At 75.7% G+C, this 21,815-nt stretch carries 10 protein-coding genes and 2 pseudogenes; 5 read left to right on the top strand and 7 right to left on the bottom strand.

Features of this window, described 5'->3' with window-relative positions; translation table 11 throughout:
- The 5 genes and pseudogenes from H505_RS45715 to H505_RS0132225 all read right to left on the bottom strand — a co-directional run.
- Positions 1-2,463, bottom strand: a pseudogene (locus tag H505_RS45715) (hypothetical protein); the annotation flags it as partial.
- A complete protein-coding gene (locus H505_RS45720) occupies positions 2,460-5,825 on the bottom strand; it encodes a DUF4132 domain-containing protein (protein WP_051301421.1) in 3,366 nt (1,121 codons plus the stop codon). The pseudogene H505_RS45715 and the gene H505_RS45720, both read right to left, overlap by 4 nt.
- Positions 5,822-9,229, bottom strand: coding sequence for a DUF4132 domain-containing protein (locus H505_RS0132215; RefSeq protein ID WP_026405249.1), 3,408 nt, complete (start codon positions 9,227-9,229; stop codon positions 5,822-5,824). Before H505_RS0132215 ends, H505_RS45720 begins: the two co-directional genes overlap by 4 nt.
- A gap of 47 nt (positions 9,230-9,276) precedes the next feature.
- Complete coding sequence (locus H505_RS0132220; RefSeq protein WP_026405250.1) at positions 9,277-10,665, bottom strand: FAD-dependent oxidoreductase; 1,389 nt, start codon at positions 10,663-10,665, stop codon at positions 9,277-9,279.
- Between the two features lie 45 nt (positions 10,666-10,710).
- Positions 10,711-11,820, bottom strand: a complete 1,110-nt coding sequence (locus H505_RS0132225; RefSeq protein ID WP_034520943.1) for an amidohydrolase family protein — start codon at positions 11,818-11,820, stop codon at positions 10,711-10,713.
- 142 nt (positions 11,821-11,962) lie between these two features.
- Between H505_RS0132225 and H505_RS0132230 the strand changes: the two genes are divergently transcribed.
- The 4 genes from H505_RS0132230 to H505_RS0132245 all read left to right on the top strand — a co-directional run bounded on the left by H505_RS0132230 (position 11,963) and on the right by H505_RS0132245 (position 17,830).
- Complete coding sequence (locus H505_RS0132230; protein ID WP_211238607.1) at positions 11,963-13,375, top strand: type I glutamate--ammonia ligase; 1,413 nt, start codon at positions 11,963-11,965, stop codon at positions 13,373-13,375.
- A gap of 235 nt (positions 13,376-13,610) precedes the next feature.
- Positions 13,611-14,936: an FUSC family protein gene (locus H505_RS45725; protein WP_051301422.1), complete on the top strand. Its 1,326-nt coding sequence runs from the start codon at positions 13,611-13,613 to the stop codon at positions 14,934-14,936.
- A 413-nt stretch (positions 14,937-15,349) separates the two neighbouring features.
- Positions 15,350-16,708 carry a hypothetical protein gene (locus H505_RS0132240; protein WP_051301423.1) on the top strand — a complete coding sequence of 453 codons (1,359 nt, stop codon included), beginning with the start codon at positions 15,350-15,352 and terminating at the stop codon, positions 16,706-16,708.
- A gap of 129 nt (positions 16,709-16,837) precedes the next feature.
- Positions 16,838-17,830, top strand: a complete 993-nt coding sequence (locus H505_RS0132245; protein ID WP_026405254.1) for an alpha/beta hydrolase — start codon at positions 16,838-16,840, stop codon at positions 17,828-17,830.
- Between the two features lie 80 nt (positions 17,831-17,910).
- On the opposite strand, the gene H505_RS45730 is transcribed toward H505_RS0132245, so the two are convergent.
- Positions 17,911-18,684: a helix-turn-helix domain-containing protein gene (locus H505_RS45730; protein WP_034520945.1), complete on the bottom strand. Its 774-nt coding sequence runs from the start codon at positions 18,682-18,684 to the stop codon at positions 17,911-17,913.
- 100 nt (positions 18,685-18,784) lie between these two features.
- On the opposite strand from H505_RS45730, the pseudogene H505_RS45735 reads away from it, so the two are divergent.
- Positions 18,785-19,544 (top strand): annotated as a pseudogene (locus H505_RS45735) (SDR family oxidoreductase).
- A gap of 57 nt (positions 19,545-19,601) precedes the next feature.
- Here H505_RS45735 and recD2 read toward each other — a convergent pair.
- Positions 19,602-21,809, bottom strand: a complete 2,208-nt coding sequence (recD2, locus tag H505_RS0132260) for an SF1B family DNA helicase RecD2 (protein WP_425248276.1) — start codon at positions 21,807-21,809, stop codon at positions 19,602-19,604.
- Between the last annotated feature and the right edge of the window lie 6 nt (positions 21,810-21,815).

The following is a 21,815-nucleotide window of genomic DNA, read 5'->3' on the forward strand; positions in this document are numbered from 1 at the left end:
CCGCGCCCCGTAGTCGAGCGTGAGAGTGCCCGAGGCGTCCAGACCGAAGTCGGGGACGAGCCGGTCGCCGAGCTGGTCGCCGGTCAGCCCCAGACCGGCCGCGACCTCCTCGATCTTCTCCTGCGCCTTCGCCTTCAGCCCCTTGAACTTCACCCGCTGCGCGATCGAGTGCAGGTGGACGAGGGCCGTGTCGGTGCCGATCGCGGCGAGGACGTCCAGACCGGCGACGGCCTTCGCGTGGCCCCCCTCACCCGGCCACGCGCGGATGACCGGAGCGAGGCTGCGCACCGTCCCGTCGTCGCCGGTCACGCCGAGCTGGGTCAGCGCCCAGTTCTCCTTCGAGGACGAACCGCACGCCTCCCACCAGCGGAACAGCGCCCACCCGAACTCCGCCAGCGACCCCGGGTCGCACAGCTCCCGCACCACGCGGACACCCGCGTACACCTCGTCCGGCTTCGACATCGCCAGCATCGTCAGGACGTGCGCGACGGACTCGTCGGGCAGGGCGTGCGTCCGGCCGCGCAGCAGGAGCCGCGGCAGGACGCGCGGATCGACCCACTCAGGGGACGGGATCTTCTTCGGGAGGTCGTCCAGCGGGTCGGCGGCGAGCAGCGCCCCGAGCGCGGCGGCCGCCGCGTCCCCGTGGACGCGCGCCGCCGCGACGACCGGCTCCGCGCCCTCCCGGTCCGCGATCAGGCGCAGCGCGTGCTCGGCCGCGCGGCGCGCCGCCCCCGCCTTGCCGAGCGCGTCCGGGACGAGCGCGGGCGCGGCGGCGGCGCCGTGCCGGGCGAACCAGGCGCGGGCCGTCCTGCTCGCGGTCTTCAGCCGGACGAGCCAGTCCGCCATCGTCCGCGCGATCTCGTCGCTGAGCAGCGGCAGCAGGACCCCGGCGAGGTTCGCCGGGTCGTTCCGGGCGAGCGCCAGCGCGGGATCGTGCGCGTCCGTTCCGAACCGTCCGACCAGTATCCGCATCCAGTCGGCGGGCTCCCACGCGGGCGGGGGCTCCCAGCCCGCGAGGAGCGGGCGGGCGACGTCCTCGGGGCCCTTCACGAGGACGACGACCTGCTGGTGCGGGGGAATCCTGTCGAACTTCCCGGCCAGCTTCGCGAAGTCGAGCCGGTCGGACCACTTCCACAGGTAAGGCGTCCGGGACGTCCATGCCTCGCGCTCGTCCGGCTCCCAGGCCACCGCGCGGACACCCGGCGACGGGAGGTCCTTGATGACGACGGGCTTCGCGGTGGCACCGGCCCGCGTCCACGGCGGCTCGGTCAGCAGCGGCGGCAGATCGGTGGCGACCGGGACGCGCGCGTCCGCGTCGAGGATCTCCCGGACCCGCACCGCCGCCGCGCCGGACAGCGCCGGGAGGGTCTCCTCGGCGAGGTCCGGACGGGACCGGACGTGCCCCGCGAGCAGCTCGGCGGCCTGCGGGGCGTCGCCCTCCGGCAGCAGCCGCATCGCCCGGGCCGGGAACCGGCGGGCGGCGCCGAGCAGCGCGGACGGGACGCCCGGGCGGCCGGCCCGCTCGACGAGCACCCGGAACGCGTCGTCGGTCGGCAGCGCGGCGAGCACCCCGAGGAGGACGCGCAGCCGGTCGGCATCGCCATCGACGTCGTCGACGGCGTCGACGAGGAGCGGCACGACCGGCTCGGCCCCGACGCCGTTCACCAGGGTCGCCAGGACGTCCGGGTCGCGGTCGCCGTGGTCGAGCGGCAGGCCGAGCGCGGCGGGCTGGTGCGGCTCGCCCAGCGCGCAGAACAGCATCCACCGCTCCGGGGAGAGCCGGGCGCCGGTCTGGCCGGGGTCCGCGCACAGCTCCTCGACCCAGTCCCGCCGGGTCGGCGCCAGGTAGGCGGCGATGAGCCGCGGGAGGCGGCGGTCGCGGTGGCCCGCGAGCCGCTCCACCGCATCGGCGTACATGTCGTCGGGCGCGGCGGCGAGACGGCCGCGCAGCCGCCGGACGGCGTCCCGCCGGATCCACCACTCGAGCTGCCCGTCGGCGGGGCGCCGGAGCCGGACGCCCGTCCAGTCCAGCCGACCGCGCCCCGCGCGGCGCCTGGACGGACCCGCGACCTTGTACTCGGCGCGGAGCCCGCACATTTCCGCGAACGCGCACGCGGCGAACGCGATGCCGTGGTCAGCCGTCCAGGCGTCGGCGAACAGCCGGTCCGCCCGCTCGCGGTGCAGCGCGTGCGAGGCGATGGCCACGAGCGCGACCGCCGCCGCGCCCCGCGGGTCCGCGTCGCCGTTCAGGTGGGCGCGGGCGGCCTCGGCGACCGCCGCGTCCGTACCGGGCAGCGCGAGAACCTCGGCGATCTCGTCGCGCCGCTCGTCGACGAGGGCCCGCACGCGATCGGCGGCGTCCCGGTCGGGGGCGGGCGGCGGCGGGACGGGCGGGCGGTCGCGGCGCGGGTGCAGCGTGCGGAGCCAGCCGTCCGGCATGGTGAAGGTGTTCTCGTCGGTCATCGGGGTTCCCGGGTCAGGTGGACTAGGTCGGTGATGATCTCGGAGGCGGTCACGGGGTCGACGTCGCCGAAGCGCAGGTCCGGGTCGGGGCTGCCCTTCGGGTACTCGTACGGGGCTCCGGCGAGCCGGACGTCGACGAGGGTCTGGTCCTCCCGCTCGTCGAGGCCGCCGACGGGGAAGCCCGGGTCGAGGGTGACCACGAGGTGCGGGCCGCCGGGCAGCGGGCGGGAGATCCAGCGTTCGAACCCGACCTCCATCGGGGCGCCGCGCTCCCAGCCGCGCCGGGCCAGGCCGAGGACGGCGGCGACCTCCGCCCTGCGGCCCTCGAACCGGGCCAGCCGGCCGCCCGCGCGCTCGTCCGCGGTGAGGGCGTGGACGGGGCGGGCGAGCTGCTCGAACGGCTGCAGGATCTCGTAGTCGGCGAACAGGGCCCTCCAGACCGGCAGGGAGCCGGCCAGGTCGACGGGGTGGGCGACGCGGACGGCGGCGCCGTCGGGGAGGGCGACGCCCTCGTCGGCGGCGTCCGCGAACGTGCCGTCCTCGGTGACGCGGAACGCGACCGCGCCGCCGCCCTCGGCTCCGTCGTCGGCGCCGGTCTCTGCGAGCCAGACCAGGCGGCGGGCGAGGTTCCCGACGAGCGGGTGCCCGGCGAGGTGCTCGCGGAACTCTGCGGCCCGCCACCGCCGCCGGGACACCATCGCCGCTTCCAGCCGGCCGATCTGGTCGGCGGCGACGGCGCGCACGTCCTTCTTCAGCGCCGCGAACCGCTTGCGGGCGGCGGCGGCGAGTTCGGGGTCGTCCGCGGTCCCCGGCTTGGGCAGGGACTTGCGGGGTTCGCCGTCCTCGTCGGCGACCGTGGGCCGCAGCAGCTCGTCGAACCCGATCACGAACCGGCGCGGGCCGTAGTCGAGCGTCAGCGTGCCCGAGGCGTCCAGGCCGAAGTCCGGGACGAGCCGGTCGGCGAGCTGGTCGGCCGTCAGCTCCAGGTCGGCCGCGAGCTGCTCGATCCTGTCCTGCGCGCGCGCTCGGAGCCCCTTGAACTTCACCCGCTGGGAGATCGAGTACAGGTTCGCCAGCGCGGTCTCGGTGCCGATCGCGGTGAGGACGTCCAGCCCGAGCACGGCCTTCGCGTGGCCGCCGTCGCCCGGCCACGCGCGGATCACCGGGGCGAGCCGCCGGGCCGTCTCGTCGTCGCCGGTCACCGCGAGCTGGGTCAGCGCCCAGTTCTCCTTGGACGGCGCCCCGGCGAACTCCCAGTGGCGGAACAGCGCCCAGCCGAACTCGGCGAGCGATTCCGGGTCGCAGATCTCGCGGACGACGGCCGCGCCCGCGTACGGGTCGTCGAGCCGGGACACCGCGAGCACCGTCAGGACGTGCCGTGCCGCGTCGTCCGGCAGAGCGTGTTCCCGGTCGCGCAGCAGGATCTGCGGGAGGACGCCCAGGTCGACCCACGCGACGTCCGGGAGCTTCTTCGGCAGGTCGTCCAGCGGGTCGGCGGCCAGCAGCGCCCCGACCGCGGCGGCCGCCCGGTCCCCGTGCGCGCGGGACGCCTCGACGACCGCCTCGGGCCCGTCGTGCGCGGCGACGAACCGGAGGGCGTGCTCGGCGGCGCGGCGGGCGGGGCCCGGCGCCCCGAGCGCGTCCGGGACGAGCGACGGCGCGGCGGCGGCGCCGTGCCGGCGGAACCAGGCGCGGGCCGTCCGCCCCGAGGTCCTGAGGCGGACGAGCCAGTCCGCCATCGTCCGCGCGATCCCGTCGGTGCGCAGCGGCAGCACGTACCGCCCGAAGGCGTCCGGGTTGCGGCGGGCGAGGTGCAGGGCGGGGTCGCACGCGTCCAGTTCGAGGCGCGCGACGAGCGCCGGCAGCCACGTCGCGGCCCGCGACACGTTCGCGGGCTCCCAGCCCTCCATGAGGGGCCGCAGCAGGTCCTCGGGCCCCACCGCCAGGAACTCGTCCGGGCCGCGCACCGGATAGCCGCCGGGCGGCCAGTTCGCGGCCACCGCGGGGAAGTGGACGTCCGTGCGGTGCCAGCTTTCCGGGACCCCGGCCAGCCAGGCGTCGCGCTCGCCGGGCGCCCACGCGACCCCGCGGGCGCCCGGCGCGGCCAGGCCCCGCACGGCGGGCGGGCGGGCCGTCGCGGCGCGGGTCCACGGCGGCGCGGTCAGCAGCGGCGGCAGGTCCGCGGGCGCCGGCCGGCGCGCGAGCATCGACCGGACCGCCGCCCGCCGCGCCGCCGGGAGGTCCGCCGCGGCCCGCTCCGCGGCGGCCGGGTGCGCGCGGACGTGCTCGGCCAGGACGTCCGCGGCGAGCCGCGACGACGCGGCCGACAGCAGCCGCACCGCCCGCTCGGGGAAGCGCCGGGCGGCGTCCCGCAGCGGGTCGCGGACGCCGGGGCGGCCGAGCCGGGACACGAGCGCCTGGAACGCGGCGTCCACGGGCAGCAGCGGGAGGAACTCGAGCGGCACGCGGGCGCCGCTCGACCGGCTGTCCAGCGCCTGGACGAGCAGCGGCACGGTGTCCGCCGGGCCGAGAACGTCGATCAGCGTCGCGAAGACCTGTTCGTCGAAGAGCCGCCCCGGCCGGCTCCCCATCGCCGCGAGCTGCCGCGGGCGGCCGAACGAGCAGAACAGCATCCACTCCTCGGTGTGGTAGAAGCGCTCCGGGAAGTCCGGGCTGCTCGCGCACAGGTCCTCGACCCAGTCCTCGCGGGTCGGCACGAGGTAGGCGGCGACCATCCGCTGCCAGTCGTGCCGGCGGGCCCCCTCCAGCCGCTCGGCGGCGTCGGCGTACACGTCGTCGGGGGCCGCGGCGAGGCGCCACCGCAGCGACCGGGCGGCCTTCCGCGAGAACCCCTCGCTCGGGTACATCGCCACGGCGGGACGGTGCCCGGCGCCGTACAGGCCGTCCCGCTCCGAACCCGCGAGCACGATGTCCGCCATCTCGGTGAAGGCGTGCGCGGCGAACGCGACGCCGTGCTCGGCCGCGAGCGCGTCGGCGAGCAGCGCCTCGACGGACTCCTCCCCGAACTCGTCCTCGAACTCGTCGTCGAACTCGTCCTCCGAGGAGGACGGGAAGAACAGGTCGGCGCGGTCGCCCGCGTGGACGGCGGCGAACACGACCGCCGCCGCGCCGAGCGCGTTCGGCTCGCCGCCCAGGTGGGCGCGGGCCGCGGCGGCGATGTCCGGGGCGGTGTCCGGATGGTCGACGACCTGCCGGACGCCCTCGCGGACGCTGTCCAGGACGGCGCGCGCCCGCTCCACGGCCCCGTCCGGCGGGGGCGGCTCCGGGACGTGCCCGCCGCGCCGCGGATGGACGGCCGCGCGCCAGGCGTCCGGCATGACCAGCGTGTCCTCGTCGGTCATGCGGGCGTCCCGTCCGTCACGCCGGTCAGCCGGATCAGCTCGGCGAGCATCTCGGAGACGGTGACCGGGTCGAGGTCGCCGAGGCGGAGGGCCCCGCCCTGGCCCGGCCGGTACTCGCCGGCCACCGCGGCGACCCGGACGTCGGTGAGGGTCTGGTCCCCGAAGTCGTCGGCCATCCCGACGGTGATGCCGGGGGTGATGCCGAGGACGAGGTGGCGGCCCTCGGGGAGCGGCTTGGAGACGTAGTGCTCGATGCCCGCGTCCATCGGCGCCCCGCGCTCCCAGCCGCGCCGCGTGAGGGCGAGGAGCGCCCCGATCGGCGCCACCGCCCCCTCGAACCGGGGCAGCGTGCCGCCGTCGAGCTCCTCCGGGGAGAGGGCGTGCACGGGGCGCCGGAGCTGCTCGAACGGCTGGAGGATCTCGTAGTCGGCGAACAGGTCCGTCCACGCCTTCAGCTCGCCGCCCAGGTGGACGGGGTGCGCGACGCGGACGCGCGCGGTGTCGGCGAGGGGGACGGTGTCGTCCTCGGCGTCCGCGAACGTGCCGTCCTCGGCGACGCGGAACGCCACCGCGCCCCCGGCGGCGCCGTCGGCGCCGTCCTCGGCCAGCCACACCAGACGCCGCACGAGGCGGCCGACGAGGGGGTGCCCGGCGAGGTGGTCGCGGAAGTCGGGGAGCGACCAGCGGCGGCCGGTGACCATCGCCCGCTCGTAGCGCGCCAGCTGGTCGGTCGCGATCGTGCGCACGTCCTTCTTCAGCGCCGCGAACCGCTTGTACGCGGCCGGTGCCAGTTCGGGGTCGTCCGCGGCGCCCGGCTTCGGCAGCGACTTGCGGAGCCTGCCGTCCCCGTCGGCGATCGTGGGCCGCAGCAGCTCGTCGAACCCAATCACGAACCGGCGCGGACCGTAGTCGAGCGTCAGCGTGCCCGACGCGTCCAGGCCGAAGTCCGGGACGACGCGGTCCGCGAGCTGGTCGGCGGAGAGCCCGAGTTCGGCCGCGACCTCCTGGATCTTCTCCTGCGCCCGGGTCTTCAGCCCCTTGAACTTCACCCGCTGCGCGATGCCGTTGAGGTGCATCAGCGCCGTCTCGGTGCCGATGGCGGCGAGGACGTCGAGGCCGGTGACGGCCTTGGTGTGGCCGCCGTCGCCCGGCCAGGCCCGGATCACGGGCGTGAGGCGGCGGACGGTGTCGTCGCCGCCGGTCAGCGCGAGCTGCGTGAGCGCCCAGCCCTCCTTCGACGGCGCTCCCGATTCCTGCCACCGGCGGAACAGCGCCCAGCCGAACCCGGCGAGCGACTCCGGGTCGCACAGGTCGCGGACGACGCGGACGCCCGCGTACGGGTCGTCCGCCTTCGACATCGCCAGCATCGTCAGGACGTGCCCGGCCGCCTCGTCCGGAAGGGCGCGCGTGCGGTCCCGCAGCAGGATCTGCGGGAGCGTGCGCGGGTCCGCCCACTCCACGGCCGGGATCTTCTTCGGCAGGTCGTCCAGCGGGTCGGCCGCCAGCAGCGCCTCGACCGCCGCGGCCGCCGCGTCGCCGTGGACGCGCGCCGCCGCGACGATCTCCTCGGGGCCGGTGCGGTCGGCGATCAGCCGCAGGGCCGCCTCGGCCGCGCGGCGCGCGGGCCCCGCCTTGCCGAGCGCGTCCGGGACGAGTGCGGGCGCGGCGGCCGTCCCGTGGCGGCGGAACCAGGCGCGGGCGGTCCTGCCCGCGGACTTGAGGCGGACGAGCCAGTCCGCCATCGTCCGCGCGATCCCGTCGGACAGCAGCGGCAGCAGGTACGGCCCGAAGGACGCCGGGTCCTTGCGGGCGGCGGCCAGGGCGGGGGCGCACGCGGCCGCCCCGTGGCGCGCGATCAGCATCGGCAGCCACCCGTTCCCTTCCCAGAGGTTCCTCGGTTTCCAGCCCTCCAGCAGCGGTCGCGCCGTCTCCTCGGGGCCCTTGAGGAACAGGAGGGGCCCCTCGTACCAGTAGTGGTCCTCTCCCGCCGCGACCTTCGCGGCCAGGTCGTCGAAGTCCTCCCCCTGCGCGCGCAAGTTCCAGAGATCGGTCCCCCGCCCCGCCCAGGCGTCGCGCTCGCCCGGCCCCCAGGCGACCGCGCGGGAGCCGGGCAGAGGCAGGTCCTCGATGACGACCGGCCTGCTCTTGCGCCGGGGGCGGGTCCACGGCGGCTCGGTCAGCAGCGGCGGCAGGTCCGCGGCGGCCGGGACCCGCGCGATCGCGTCGAGGATCTCGCGGACCTTCGCCCGCTCCCCGTCCGGGAGGCCGGGCGCGACGTCCTCGGCGATACCGGGGTTCGCGCGGACGTGCACGGACAGCAGCTCCGCGGCCCGCGGGGACGGGGAGCCCGGCAGCAGCCGCATCGCGCGGTTCGGGAAGCGGCGGGCGGCCTCCATCAGGGCGGGGGCGACCTTGGGCTCGTCGATCCGGTCGACGAGCGCCTGGAACGCCTCGTCCCGGGGCAGCGCGGCGAGGAACCCCAGCGTCCGCGCGACCGCGTCGGTGGTGCTCACGTACGGGCCGTCCAGCGCCTCGACCAGCAGCGGCACGACGGGTTCGGCCCCGACGCCGTCGAGCAGCGTCGCGACGACCTCGCGGTCGCAGTGGTAGTGCAGTGGTTGGCCGAGCGCGGCGGGCTGGTGCGGGCGGCCGAGCGCGCAGAGCGCCAGCCAGCCCGCCCAACCGAACCGGCTCTCGCCGGGGCGCGCCCACAGGTCCTCGACCCAGTCGTCGCGGGTCGGCGCCAGGTAGGCGGCGACGAGCTTCTGCAGCGGGTGACGGCGGGCGCCCGCGATGCCGTCGACGGCCTCGGCGTAGACGTCGTCCGGGGCGGCGGCGAGCAGGGTGCGCAGCGACCGGGCGCTCCCCCGGGTGAGCCACCAGTCGTAGAGCAGGTCGTCGGGGCCGTGGTGGCGGACCGTCATCGCCAGGAGCGCGTCGCGGCGACCCCCGTAGGTCGTCGGGAAACCCGTGCGGTTGGCGCACGCGGGGTTGTCGGCATGGATTCCGGCCCACTCCGTGTAGGCGCGGGCGGCGAACGCGACGCCGTGCTCGGCCACCAGCGCGTCGAGGAACAGGCGGTCGGGCGGCGGATCGGACCGCTGCGACATGTGGTTCAGCGGCGCGGTGACGTACGCGACCGCGGCCGCGCCGAGCGCGTTGGCCTCGCCGCCCAGGTGGGCGCGGGCCGCGTCGGCGATGTCGGGCGCGGTGTCCGGGAGCCCGAGGACGTGGTCGATGTCGTCGCGCACGGCGGCGACGAGGCCGCGGACGCGCTCGGCGGCGGACCGGTCGGGCGCGGGCGGCGCCGGGACCCCGGGCCGGTCGCGGCGGGGATGCCGGGCACGCGCCCAGCCGTCCGGCATGACCAGCGTGTTCTCGTCGGGGCCCGTCGTCTCGATCATGGTGACGTACCGTACGGGAGATCACCGACAAAGCCGTCCGGAACGGCTCAATCCAGGGTGTGCATGTCCCGCTCGACGCGTTCGGCGGCCTTGCGGGCGGCGATCAGCACCGGGTCCCAGACGGGCGAGAACGGCGGCGCGTAGGCGAGGTCGAGGCCCGTCATCTCCTCGACCGTCATCCGGTTCCACAGCATCACCGCGAGGCCGTCCACCCGCTTCGCCGCGCCCTCCTCGCCGACGATCTGCGCGCCGAGCAGCCGCCCCGAGCGGCGCTCGACGACCAGCTTGGTGGTCATCGAGGTGGCGTCCGGGTGGTACCCGGCGCGGGTCGTGGACTCGACCGCGACGCTGAGCGCCGCGAAGCCGGCGTCGGCCGCCTCCCGCTCGTTCAGGCCGGTGCGCGCCACCTCCACGCGGCAGATCTTGGAGATCGCGGTGCCGAGCACGCCCGGGAACGTCGCGTAGCCGCCGCCGAGGTTGATCCCGGCGACGCGGCCCTGCTTGTTGGCGTGGGTGCCGAGCGGGATCGCGACGGCCTCGCCCGACACCAGGTGGCGGGACTCCACGCAGTCGCCCGCCGCCCAGACGCGCTCGGTGCGGGTCCGCATGCGGCGGTCGGTGACGACCCCGCCGGTCGCGCCCACCTCGATCCCCGCGTCGCGGGCCAGTTCGCCGCCCGGCCGGACGCCCAGCCCGAGGACGACGATGTCGGCGGGCAGCGTCCGCGCCTCCGTGCGGACGGCCGTGACCCGGCCGGACGCGTCGGTGTCGAAGCCCGCGACCGGTTCGCCGAGGTAGAGGTCGATGCCGAGGCCGCGCATCGCGTCCGCGACGAGCGCCCCCATGTCGGGGTCGAGGGTGGTCATCGGCTGCTCGGCGGCGTCGACGAGCGCGACGTGCAGCCCGCGCATCACCATCGCCTCCGCCATCTCCAGGCCGATGTAGCCGCCGCCCACGACGACCGCGCGGCGCGGCGAGTCCGCCTCCAGCGCGCGGTGGATCGCGATGCCGTCGTCGAGCGTCTGCACGCCGTGCACGCCGTGCGCGTCCGCGCCGGGCAGCGGCGGCCGCACCGGGACCGCGCCCGTCGCGACCATCAGGTGGTCGTAGGGCTCCCACGCCTCCGCGCCGGACGCGGCGTCGCGCACCCGCACCCGCCCGCCCGCCGTGTCGATCTCGACGGCCTCGGTGCGGAGCCGCAGGTCGATGTCGCGGGCGGCGAACTCCGCGGGCGTCCGGGCGATCAGCCGGTCGGCGCCGTCCACGACGCCGCCCACGTAGTACGGGATGCCGCAGGCCGAGTAGGACGCGTGGCGGCCGCGCTCGAACGCGACGATCTCCAGGTCGGCGGCGTCGCGGCGGCGGCGGGCCTGCGACGCGGCGCTCAGCCCCGCGGCGTCCCCGCCGATCACCAGCAGGCGTTCGCGTCCGGCCATGGTCGTCCTCCCGTCACCGATGATCGTTTTCGAGGCTACCGGCCGTCAGAGCCCGTAGACGCGCTCGGCGTTGCCGCGGGCGGCCATCTCCGCGACCCGCCGCGCGTCCCCCGCCGTCCAGGCGCCGTCGTCCACTCCCCCGGCGAGGTGCCCGGCGAGCGCCCGCCTGAACAGGAGCGCGCCGAGGTGGTACAGCTCGGCGAGGCCGTACGCGTCGGACGAGTACAGCACCTTCCCGAACGGCGCCAGCTCCAGCAGCTCGCCCAGCAGGACGTGCGCGCGGTGCCCGAGGTTGTTCATGGCGAGTCCGGCGTCCACGTACACGTTCGGCAGGACCTGCGCCAGGTAGCCCGCGTTGCGGTGGTACGGGTAGTTGTGCAGGAGCATCGCCGGGACGCCCGCGTCGTTCATCGCCCGCAGCAGGTCGACCAGCAGCAGCGGGTCGCCGCGCCGCAGGTCGGCGTCCAGGTCGCCGTACCCGACGTGGAACTGGACGGGCAGGCCCGCGTCCACGGCGCACCACACCAGGAAGCGGTGCAGCGGCTCCTCGGAGGCGCGCGGCTGAAGGTGCCGCATGAGCCGTCCGGCGGCCGCCGCGACCTCCGCCTCGGACGGCCGGCGCCCCGGCATCTCCAGCCCCGCCCGGTACGCGGCGACGGACTTGGCCGCGACCACCGACGGGGCGCGCGCCTCGATCCGGGCGCGGACCTCGGCGGCGAACCCGGACGCGGACACCCCCTCGGCCGCGACCTCCTCCGCGACCGTCTCCAGCCGCAGCACCTCGCGGGCGTCCGCCCCCGCCGCCTCCCCCAGCGCGGCCGGGCCGAGGACCGGCCGCGGGGCGTGCCCGGTGTCCACGCACAGGGCGCGCAGGCCGGCCGCCGCGAGGAACCGCCGGTTCACCTCGGCGGCGCCGAGGTCCGCGCGCCGCTCCAGGTAGTCGCCCGGCTCCGCGTGCGCGTCCAGGTCGAGGACGGGCGGGCACCAGCGGCGCAGCGCGAAGCCGATCTGCGAGTCGAACAGGGACGCGCCCGGCGGGCCCGGCGCGTCCGCCTCGGTCAGCGCCGCCTCGAACGCGGCGCGGTCCGTGTCCGCCTCGAACACCCCGTGGCAGTGGTGGTCGACGAGCGGCAGCGACTCCAGGTACTCCAGCACGGCCGGCTTCCTCCCCGCGACATGTCCCGAAGGGAGGCCCTTCCCGGAAACGGCGGGAAGATGTTCCTACGATGCCCTGGTGACCGGGAACGCTCCAACGTCCCGGGCGCGGACTACCCCTGCGAAGAACCGGAGATCGAACGTGGAACAGATCCCAGCGACCCTCGGCGGCAACGACCGCGCCCAGATGGGCGCCCGGGCCGCCGAGACCGCCCGTCGGCTGGCCGGCCAGGACGTCGTCGCCGTCGCGCTGACCTGGGTGGACGTCAGCGGGATCACACGCACCAAGACCGTCCCGGTGGACCGGCTCGAGCACGCCGCCGCGTGGGGCGTCGGGATGTCCCCGGTGTTCGACGTGTACCTGCTGGACGACTCGATCGTCTCGGGGCGGCACATCGGCGGGCCCGTCGGCGACCTGCGGCTGCACCCCGTCCTGGACCGGGTCGTGCCGATGGCCGCGCTGCCCGGCTGGGCGCAGGCCCCGGCCGTCCGGTTCGCGCAGGACGGGACCGTGCACCCCCTGGACGCCCGCGCCCTGATGTACCGGGAGGTGGTGCGGCTCGGCGAGGCCGGCTGGGAGGCGAAGGCCGCGTTCGAGGTCGAGTGGGCGGTGTCGGCCGGGGACGGCGACGCGTTCGTCCCGGCGGCGCGCGGCCCCGCCTACGGGATGACGCGGATCGCCGAGCTGTCCGGCTACCTGCGGGAACTGCTGGCGGACCTCGCGGCCAGCGGCGTGACCGTCCTGCAGCTGCACCCCGAGTACGCGGCCGGCCAGTTCGAGGTCTCGGTCGAGCACGAGGACCCCGTCGCCGCCGCCGACACGGCTGTCCTCGTGCGGGAGACGATCCGGGCGGTGACGCTGCGGCACGGGATGCGGGCGTCATTCTCCCCGAAGGTCGAGGCGGACGCGGTCGGCAACGGCGGGCACGTCCACCTCAGCCTGTGGCGGCGCAACCCCGTGGACGGCCCGGCGAACGCGATGGCGGGCGGCGCGGGCCCGTGCGGGATGAGCGCCCACGGGGAGGCGTTCGCCGCCGGGATCCTGCGGCGGCTGCCCGCCCTGCTCGCGATCGGGGCGCCGGCGGTCGCGAGCTACCTGCGGCTCGTCCCGTCCCACTGGGCCGGCGCGTTCGCGTGCTGGGGGCCGGAGAACCGGGAGGCCGCCCTCCGGTTCGTCAGCGGCGTGCAGGGCGAGCGGGACGAGGCCGCGAACCTCGAGGTCAAGTGCTTCGACCCGGCCGCCAACCCGTACCTGGCGCTCGCCGCGCTGCTCGCCGCCGGACGGGACGGGCTCGCGGCGGGGCTCACGCTGCCCGAACCGGTCGGCGTCGACCCGGCGGCCCTCACCGACGACGAGCGCGCGGCCCGCGGGATCGCGCCGCTGCCGGCGTCGCTCGACGCGGCCGTCGCGGCGTTCGAGCAGGACGCCGTGCTGCGGGACGCGCTCGGCGAGGCCGTCGTCGACACGGTCGCGGCCGTCCGCCGCGGGGAGGCCGAGCTGCTCGCGCACGCCACGCCCGAGGAGGTCGCGGCCGCCACCCGCTGGCGCCACTGACGGCATCGACTTCCTCCACTCCCTGAAGCTGAAGCCGAATCGGAGCATGCGGCGGAACTCGCTCCAACGGAGTCCGGATTCCGCCCCGGTCTGCAGGCCGGGGCATCCTCCGGAGGAGCAGGTGAAGGGAGTGAACGCGGCACCGGTGGGCACACGGGGTCTGTACGGCCTCCGCGCGTCCTCGCTCCGGGCGGAGCCCGTACGGCCACGTACCCGACCGATCCCGGTTCCACCGATGCCCATCCCGTTCCTCCGCAGGCCGGACCGCGCCGGACGCACGCCGTTCAGCGTCGCGACCGAGGTGCAGTCCACCGTCTACCGCATCGCCCGGCTGTCGATCACCGCCACGGTGGCGTACCTGCTGGCGCTGTACCTGCTGCCCGCGGGCGGGCCGCCGCCGCTGCTGTCGCCGCTGACCGCGCTGCTGGTCGTCCAGTACTCGGTGTACGACACGATCCGCGCCGGAATCCTGCGGGTTTCCGCGGTCACCTCCGGGGTGCTGGTCGCGGTGATGTTCTCCGAGACGATCGGGTTCACCTGGTGGACGCTCGGGCTCGCGATCCTGGCCGCGCTGACGATCGGGCACGTGCTGCGGCTGCGCGAGCACGTCCTGGAGGCGGCGATCAGCGCCATGCTGATCTTCGCGCTGGGCGCGGCCAGCGAGTCCGGGGCCTTCGACCGGTTCATGGAGACGATCGTCGGCGCCGCCACCGGGCTCGTCGCCACGTTCCTCGTCCCGTCGGTGGTGGTGCGGCCCGCCGAGGAGGCGGTGGCCGACATCTCCGAGCGGCTGCGGGAGCTGATCTCGCACATCGCCGAGGGGCTGCGCGGCGAGCGCAGCCCCGGCGAGGCCGTCCGCTGGCAGCAGGAGACCGAGCACCTCGCCCGCGACCTCGCCCGCACCGACCAGGCGCTCGGCGCCGCCGAGCAGAGCATCAAGCTCAACCCGCGCGCCTGGCGGCTGGTCGACGCGGGCGTCGCGCTGCGCAACGCCATGGAGACCATGGAGCACTTCACGCTCACGCTGCGCGGCCTCACCCGCTCGCTGGTCGACGACGAGCGGCTCGGCCGGCACGGGCGGCTGCTCACCGACCCGGTGCTGCGGCCGCGGCTCGCCGACGCGTTGGCGGGCGTCGCCGACGGCATCGCCGCCTACGGGCGCCTCGCGCGCTCCGACCTGGACCGCCGCGCCCGCCCGTTCAAGGCCGAGCAGGACCTCGAGGTGCGGGTGGACATCGCCCGCGAGCGGCGCGCCCGGCTCGCGCGGGAACTGCACGAGCGGGCCGCCGCCGGGGACCTGTGGCCGCTCTACGGGGAGATCTCGATGGACGTCGACCGCCTCGTCGAGCAGCTCCGCGTCGAGCACCGGGCCCGCGCCCGCGAGCAGTGGCGGCGGCACCGCGGGACGGCCCGCCACCTGCCCGAGCGCCCCGCGAAGGTCGTCCGGCAGGCGGGGTCGCAGCTGCGCCGGGCGGCCGGGTCCGCGGCGTCCGCGGCGGAGGAGCACGCGCGGGAGACCGACGAGGAGCTCCGCCCCCGCCGCCGCCCCCCGGGCACGTAGGCCCCGCCGGACACGCACGCCACGCCGGACGCGTGGGCACCGCCGGAGCCCGTTCGCGCGCCGCACGCCGCGGGGCGCGGGGCGCGGGGCGCGGGGCGGCGTACGCCATCGGCAATACGTGACGCTGCGGTCGCACCCTGCCACACAATCCAGACTGACCGTTATGTCGCCATACGTCCGCTACCGGCCATCTGGGAGGGGCGCGGTCCCCCGGCGGTCCGCTCCGGCCGCTTGCCCGCGCTCGCTGAGTAGGAACGATCACTCCGCCGCCGCGCCCCCGGCCGGGCGGGCGGCGGCCGCACGTCATGACCGGATATAGCGCCATTTCTGTCTCTATGACACCTTGATCACGTCCTCGCGAGGCCGCCCCACCGGCTCCCCCGGCCCCTCGCGGGGGTCCGAGGAGGAAACGCGTGCACCGATGGCGTCACCGGCTCCTGGCAGCCGCATCCACCACCGCACTGGCCGCCGGGCTCCTGACCGCCCTCGCGGCCCCGGCGTCCGCGGACCCGCTGGCCCTGACCAACTTCGAGATGCGCCCCAACGCCTACGGCACCGACCTGCTCGAACGCGCCGACGACATCCCCATGGTCAAGGCGACCGTCACCCAGATCATGGGCGACCTGAACCGGCGGCGGGACCCGGCGGACGGCCCCGCCGTGACGACCGGCGGCGCGTGCAATTCCGACGCGGTGGAGTCCGGCGTGTCGATCCGCCGCAGCATCTGCTTCAACGAGGGCGACAACGAGACGACCGAGTGGTACCCGCAGGGCGTCACGACCGTCGCCGACATGCAGAGCGACCAGCGGTGGGGCGACAGCCCCCAGCAGCTCATCGTCAGCTGGTACGACCACAACGACCTCACCGGCGGCCAGCGGGGCGCCCGCATCAGCTTCGTCGACCGCACCACGGGCGCGTACCGCCACGTGCTGCTCGTCTACCCGAAGCGGGCAGGCGACACCATCGACTACGAGACCGTCCGCGTCTCACAGGATTCGAGCAAAAAGCCCGAATACGACACGGCCCTGCACGCCGGCGGGATCCTCTGGTACGGCGACCACCTGTTCGTGGCCGACACCGCGCGCGGCTTCCGCGTCTTCGACATGCGCCGCATCTACGACCTGGGCGCCTCCGAGAACGGGACGACCGCGGACGAGACGAAGATCGGCCTGATCGGCGACACCTACCACGCGCACTCGTACCGGTACATCATGCCGCAGGTCGGCTCGTGGACCCGCACCGCGGCCACCGGCGAGAAGTGCAGCGGGGACGACGGGTCACCGAACTTCTCCTACGTGTCGCTCGACCGCAGCGGCGTCGACCACCTGCTCGCGGGCGAGTACTGCGACGGCGCCAAGACCGAAGCCGACGGGCGGGTCGCCGCCTGGCCGATGGCGGGCGCGTTCGACGCCGCGGGCGAACTCATGATGGACACCGGCTACCGGTGGAACGCGAACGCCGCCTACAACCTGCCGGCCAGCAACATCCAGGGCGCCACGCGGTTCAACGACCGGTGGTACCTGACGCGCAGCCGCGGCGCCGACAGTAACGGCACCTTCTACACCACCCAGCCGATCACCTCGGCGACCGGCACCCTGAGCATCGCGAGCCAGAAGCCGATCAGCAAGGGCCCCGAGGACCTGTCCCACTGGCCCGGCGGCACTCCCACCGCCCCGACGCTCGGCGAGATGTGGACGGTCGCCGAGCACCCGGGCAGCGACTCGGAGGGGTCCGGCCCCGGGCAGCGCATGCTCTACAGCTGGGCGCCCTGACGGCGCGCCGCGGCCGGCCCGGACGCCGCTTCCGGGCCGGCCGCGGGGCGCGCCGCTGTCCGGCGGCCGCAACGCACGCCCCAGGGCCGCCGATGACGGTGCACCGGTCCCCCTCATCTGGAGTCGACGATGACCACCGACCGCCCCGTCGGGCCTCCCCCGCCGTTCGATCCCGAACTCGTCCCCGTCCTGCGGGTCGTCAACGAGTTCTTCGCCCCGGACGCCCTCGCCGACCCCGCCGCCCTCGCGGCGGCGGCCGACCGCCCGTCGTTCATGGAGCCGCCCACGGACGCGTCCCTCGCCCGCGACGGCGCGTTCACCGTCGAGGAGCGCCCGGTCCCCGGCCCCGCGGGCGCACCGGACATCGGCCTGCTGATCTGCCGTCCGGCGCCGGCGCCGGAGCCGGTGCCCGTGCTTTACCACACGCACGGCGGCGGCATGGTCACGGGCGACAACCGGATGGGCCTGCCCGAGATGCTGGACCTCGCCGCGGACGTCGGGGCCGCCGTGGTGTCGGTCGAGTACCGGCTCGCGCCGGGCGCCCCGCACCCCGGCCCCGTCGAGGACTGCTACGCCGGGCTCCTGTGGACGGTCGGGCACGCCGCCGAGCTCGGCGCCGACCCGGCGCGCGTCATCGTCGGCGGCGCCAGCGCCGGCGGCGGGCTCGCCGCCGCCCTCGCCCTCATGGCCCGCGACCGCGGCGGCCCCGCCCTGCTCGGCCAGCTCCTCATGTGCCCCATGCTCGACGACCGCAACGACACACCGTCGGCCGTCCAGATGGCCGGGCTCGGCGTCTGGGACCGCGCGTCCAACCTGGCGGGCTGGACCGCGCTGCTCGGCGACGCGCGCGGCACCGACGTGGTCTCCCCGTACGCCGCGCCCGCCCGCGCCGCCGACCTGTCGGGGCTCCCGCCCGCGTTCATCGACGTGGGCTCCGCCGAGACGTTCCGCGACGAGGACGTCGCGTACGCCACCCGGATCTGGCAGGCGGGCGGCCGCGCCGAACTCCACGTGTGGGCCGGCGGCTTCCACGGGTTCGACATGATGGCCCCGCAGGCCGCGGTCTCCCGGGACGCCCGCGCCGCCCGGCTCCGCTGGCTGCGCCGGCTGCTCGGCCGCTGAGGGACCTGCCCGTGCGGCTCGACGCGCCGGCCCCGCAGGCCGGTGCGGCCCGCCGCCGTGGCCCGCGTGCGCTGCGGCGCTCAGTCGCCGCCGGGGTGCTCCCGGTAGACCAGGAGCTGGTACCCGGGCACGCTGGCGACGTTGAAGGCGTGGAAGCCGATGGTCAGCAGGCCCCGGTCGGGGTGGCGCAGCACCTTGGTCTCGTGGGTCTTGGGCTGCACGTCGTGGCGCGCCCACAGGCCGGGGAACTCGGGGCTCTCGGCCTCGAGCCGGTCGAGCAGTTCGCGGAGCCGGGCGGGAGCGGCGGCGAAGTCGGCGCTGGCGCGCAGGTTCGCCACGGTCGCCTCGGCGGCGGCCTCCCACTCGACGAAGAACCGGCGGCCCTCGGGGTCCAGCAGGACCATCTCCAGCAGGTTCGCGGTCTCCTCGAAGCCGGCGAACAGCTTCCGCGCCTCGGCGTTCATCGCCAGGACGTCGAGCACCGGATCCAGCACGATCGCGCCGGAGTCGCTCCAGGAGTCCATCAGGTCCAGCAGCTCGGCCGGCACCGGCCGGACCGTCGCCTCCTCGCCGAGGCGGCGGGCCGCACCGGCCAGCGCGTACAGGTGCCGCTCCTCGGCCTCGGTCAGCCGCAGCGCCGCGGAGAGGCCGGCGAGGACCTCTGCCGAGGGGCGGGTCTCCTTGCCCTGCTCCAGGCCGCGGTAGTAGTCGACGCTCACCCCGGCGAGCGCGGCGACCTCGTCGCGGCGCAGGCCGGGGACACGGCGCTCCCCCGCCGCGGGCATCCCGACGTCCTCGGGCGTCACCTTGGCCCGGCGGGTCATGAGGAACTGGCCCAACTCGGCGCGTGGCATGCCCCCGAGGCTACCGCCGGACACGGCGCGGCACCTGGTCGCGGTGGGGGGTCGTATCGCCACCCCCCGGTCCGGCGGAACGGCTTGCAGGCTTGTCGTCATGGACACCACGAAGAGCACCCAGCGCCCCGCCCAGGTCGTCTCCGGGACCCCGCTCGCCGGACGCGTCGCCGTGGTGACCGGTGCCTCCAGCGGCATCGGCGAGGCGACCGCCGTCCGCTTCGCGGAACTCGGCGCGAAGGTCGCGCTTCCGCGCGGGCGGCGGAACCGCCCTGGCCCTGCCGACCGACGTCACCGACCGCGCCGCCGTCCTCGCGGCGGCCGACCGGGTCGCCGACGAACTGGGCCGCGCCGACCTCGTCTTCGCCAACGCCGGCAGGCAGCTCATCTCCGGCATCACCGACCTGGCCGCGGCGGACTGGGACGCCCAGATCGACCTCAACATCAAGGGCGTCATGAACACCGTCCAGGCGTTCGTGCCGGCCCTGGAGTCGGCCGCGGCCGACGGCCGCGGCGCCGACCTGATCACCACCTCGTCGATCGCGGCCGTCCGGGTCCTGGAAGGCTTCCAGGTCTACTCCGCGACGAAGGCTTACATCACCCAGCTCACCAGGCTGCTGCGCACCGAGCTGGGCCGCAAGAAGATCCGGGTGGCGACGATCGAGCCGGGCATGGTCGACACCGAGCTGCCCGACCACGTCACCGACCCGGCGGCGAGCAAGCTCATGGCCGACCTGATCGCCCAGATCGACGTCCTGTCCTCCGAGGACGTCGCCGAGACGGTCGCGTTCATGAGCGCGGTCCCCAGGCACGTCAACCTCACCGAGATCACCATCCTGCCGACCGAGCAGATCATCTGACGCGCCGAAAGACCGAGGGGGCGGCCCGGCCGGGCCGCCCCCTCGGTCTTCCGCGCGCTACCGCTGATCCAGCCGGTGGCGCAGGCCCGTGTGGCGGCGGCCCGCGCCGGGGGTGCGGACGGCCGCGGCGAGGGCGCGGCGCGAGCCGACGAGGACGACGAGCTTCTTCGCGCGGGTGATGCCCGTGTAGAGCAGGTTGCGGCGCAGCATCGTCCACGCCCCGGTGGTGAGCGGGACGACCACGGCGGGGTACTCGCTGCCCTGCGAGCGGTGGATCGTGATCGCGTAGGCGTGGGCGAGCTCGTCGAGTTCGTCGAACGCGTAGTCGATGGTCTCGTCCTCGTCGGTGCGGACGGTGAGCGACTGGTCCTCGAGGGAGACCTTCGTGACGACGCCGACCGTGCCGTTGAACACCCCGGCCTCGCCCTTGTCGTAGTTGTTGCGGAGCTGCGTGACCTTGTCGCCGACGCGGAACACGCGGCCGCCGTAGCGGCGCTCCGGGGCCGACTCGCGGTGCGGGGTGAGCGCCTCCTGGAGGAGGGCGTTCAACGCGCCCGCGCCGGCGGCGCCGCGGTGCACGGGCGCGAGGACCTGCACGTCGCGGCGGGGGTCGAGGCCGAACTTGCGGGGGATGCGGTTGGCGACGACGTCCACGGTCAGCTCGGCGGCCTCCTCCTGCTCCTCGCAGGGGAACAGGAAGAAGTCGGCGTAGTCGCGGGTGTGCGGGTGCTCGCCGGAGTTGACGCGGTGCGCGTTGACGACGATGCCCGACCGCTGCGCCTGCCGGAAGATCTTCGTCAGTCGGACGCGCGGGATCGTCGCGGAGCCGAGGAGGTCGGCGAGCACTTCCCCGGCGCCGACGGACGGGAGCTGGTCGACGTCCCCGACCAGCAGCAGGTGGGCGCCGCGGGGAATCGCCTTGACCAGCTTGTTCGCCAGGATCAGGTCGACCATCGAGGACTCGTCGACGACGACCAGGTCGGCGTCCAGCGGGTTGTCCTGGTCGAAGGCGGCGTCGCCGCCGGGCTGGAGCTGGAGGAGCCGGTGGACGGTCGACGCCTCGTGCCCGGTCAGCTCGGCGAGGCGCTTGGCGGCCCGGCCGGTGGGCGCCACGAGGACGATCTTGGCGTGCTTCGCGGCGGCGAGTTCGACGACGGAGCGGACGGTGAAGCTCTTGCCGCACCCCGGCCCGCCGGTGAGGACCGCGACCTTGGAGGTGAGGGCGAGCTTGACCGCCTCCTCCTGCTCGGCGGCGAGGTCGGTGCCGGTGCGCGCGCGCAGCCAGGGCAGCGCCCTGCCCCAGTCGACGCCGGCGAACGCGGCGAGCCGGTCCTCCTCCGCGTCGAGGAGCGCGCGGAGGCCGCGGGCGAGCGAGCGTTCGGCGCGGTGGAACGGGACGAGGTACACGGCGGGGATCGTCGCGGCGTCCCCCGGGATCGGCTCCCGCACGACGCCCTCGGCCGCGGCCAGCTCGTCCAGCGCCGGGACGACCAGCTCGCGGGGCACCTCGAGGATCTTCTGGGCGTCGGTGACGAGGTTCGGCTCCGGCAGGAAGCAGTGCCCGTCGTCGGCGGCCTCCGACAGCGTGTACTGGAGCCCCGCCTTGATGCGCTCCGGGCTGTCGTGCGGGACGCCGATCGCCCGCGCGATCGTGTCGGCGGTGCGGAAGCCGATGCCCCAGACGTCCGCGGCGAGCCGGTAGGGGTCCCGGCGGACCGTGTCGATGGACGCGTCGCCGTACTGCTTGTAGACGCGGACGGCCAGGGAGGTGGAGACGCCGACGCCCTGCAGGAAGACCATGACCTCCTTGATGGCCTTCTGCTCCTCCCACGCGTCGCCGATCCGCTTCGTGCGCTTCGGGCCGAGGCCGGGGACCTCGACGAGCCGTTCCGGCTCCTCCTCGATGACCCGCAGGATGTCGGTGCCGAAGTGCGCCACCATCCGGTCGGCCATCACCGGCCCGATGCCCTTGATCATCCCGGAGCCGAGGTAGCGGCGGATGCCCTGGACGGTCGCGGGCAGCACCGTCGTGTACGACTCGACCTCGAACTGCCGCCCGTACTTCGGGTGCGAGCGCCACCGCCCCGTCAGCCGCAGGCTCTCGCCGACCTGGGCGCCCAGCAGCGCCCCGACGACCGTCAGCAGGTCGTCGCCGGCGCGCTCGGCGGCGACGCGCGCGACGGTGTAGCCGGTCTCCTCGTTGGCGTAGGTGATGCGCTCGAGGACGGCCTCCAGGACCGCCCGGGGCGGAGTCGGTGTGGTCACGTCCGA

Source organism: Actinomadura rifamycini DSM 43936, assembly GCF_000425065.1.
Classification (GTDB): domain Bacteria; phylum Actinomycetota; class Actinomycetes; order Streptosporangiales; family Streptosporangiaceae; genus Spirillospora; species Spirillospora rifamycini.

What these genes read in the sequence shown, in the direction of transcription:
- H505_RS45720 (WP_051301421.1), bottom strand. Translation starts at nt 5,825, where the DNA reads ATGACCGACGAGGACACGCTGGTCATGCCGGACGCCTGGCGCGCGGCC.
- H505_RS45725 (WP_051301422.1), top strand. Translation starts at nt 13,611, where the DNA reads ATGCCCATCCCGTTCCTCCGCAGGCCGGACCGCGCCGGACGCACGCCG.
- H505_RS45730 (WP_034520945.1), bottom strand. Translation starts at nt 18,684, where the DNA reads ATGCCACGCGCCGAGTTGGGCCAGTTCCTCATGACCCGCCGGGCCAAG.
- H505_RS0132245 (WP_026405254.1), top strand. Translation starts at nt 16,838, where the DNA reads ATGACCACCGACCGCCCCGTCGGGCCTCCCCCGCCGTTCGATCCCGAA.
- H505_RS0132215 (WP_026405249.1), bottom strand. Translation starts at nt 9,229, where the DNA reads ATGATCGAGACGACGGGCCCCGACGAGAACACGCTGGTCATGCCGGAC.
- H505_RS0132220 (WP_026405250.1), bottom strand. Translation starts at nt 10,665, where the DNA reads ATGGCCGGACGCGAACGCCTGCTGGTGATCGGCGGGGACGCCGCGGGG.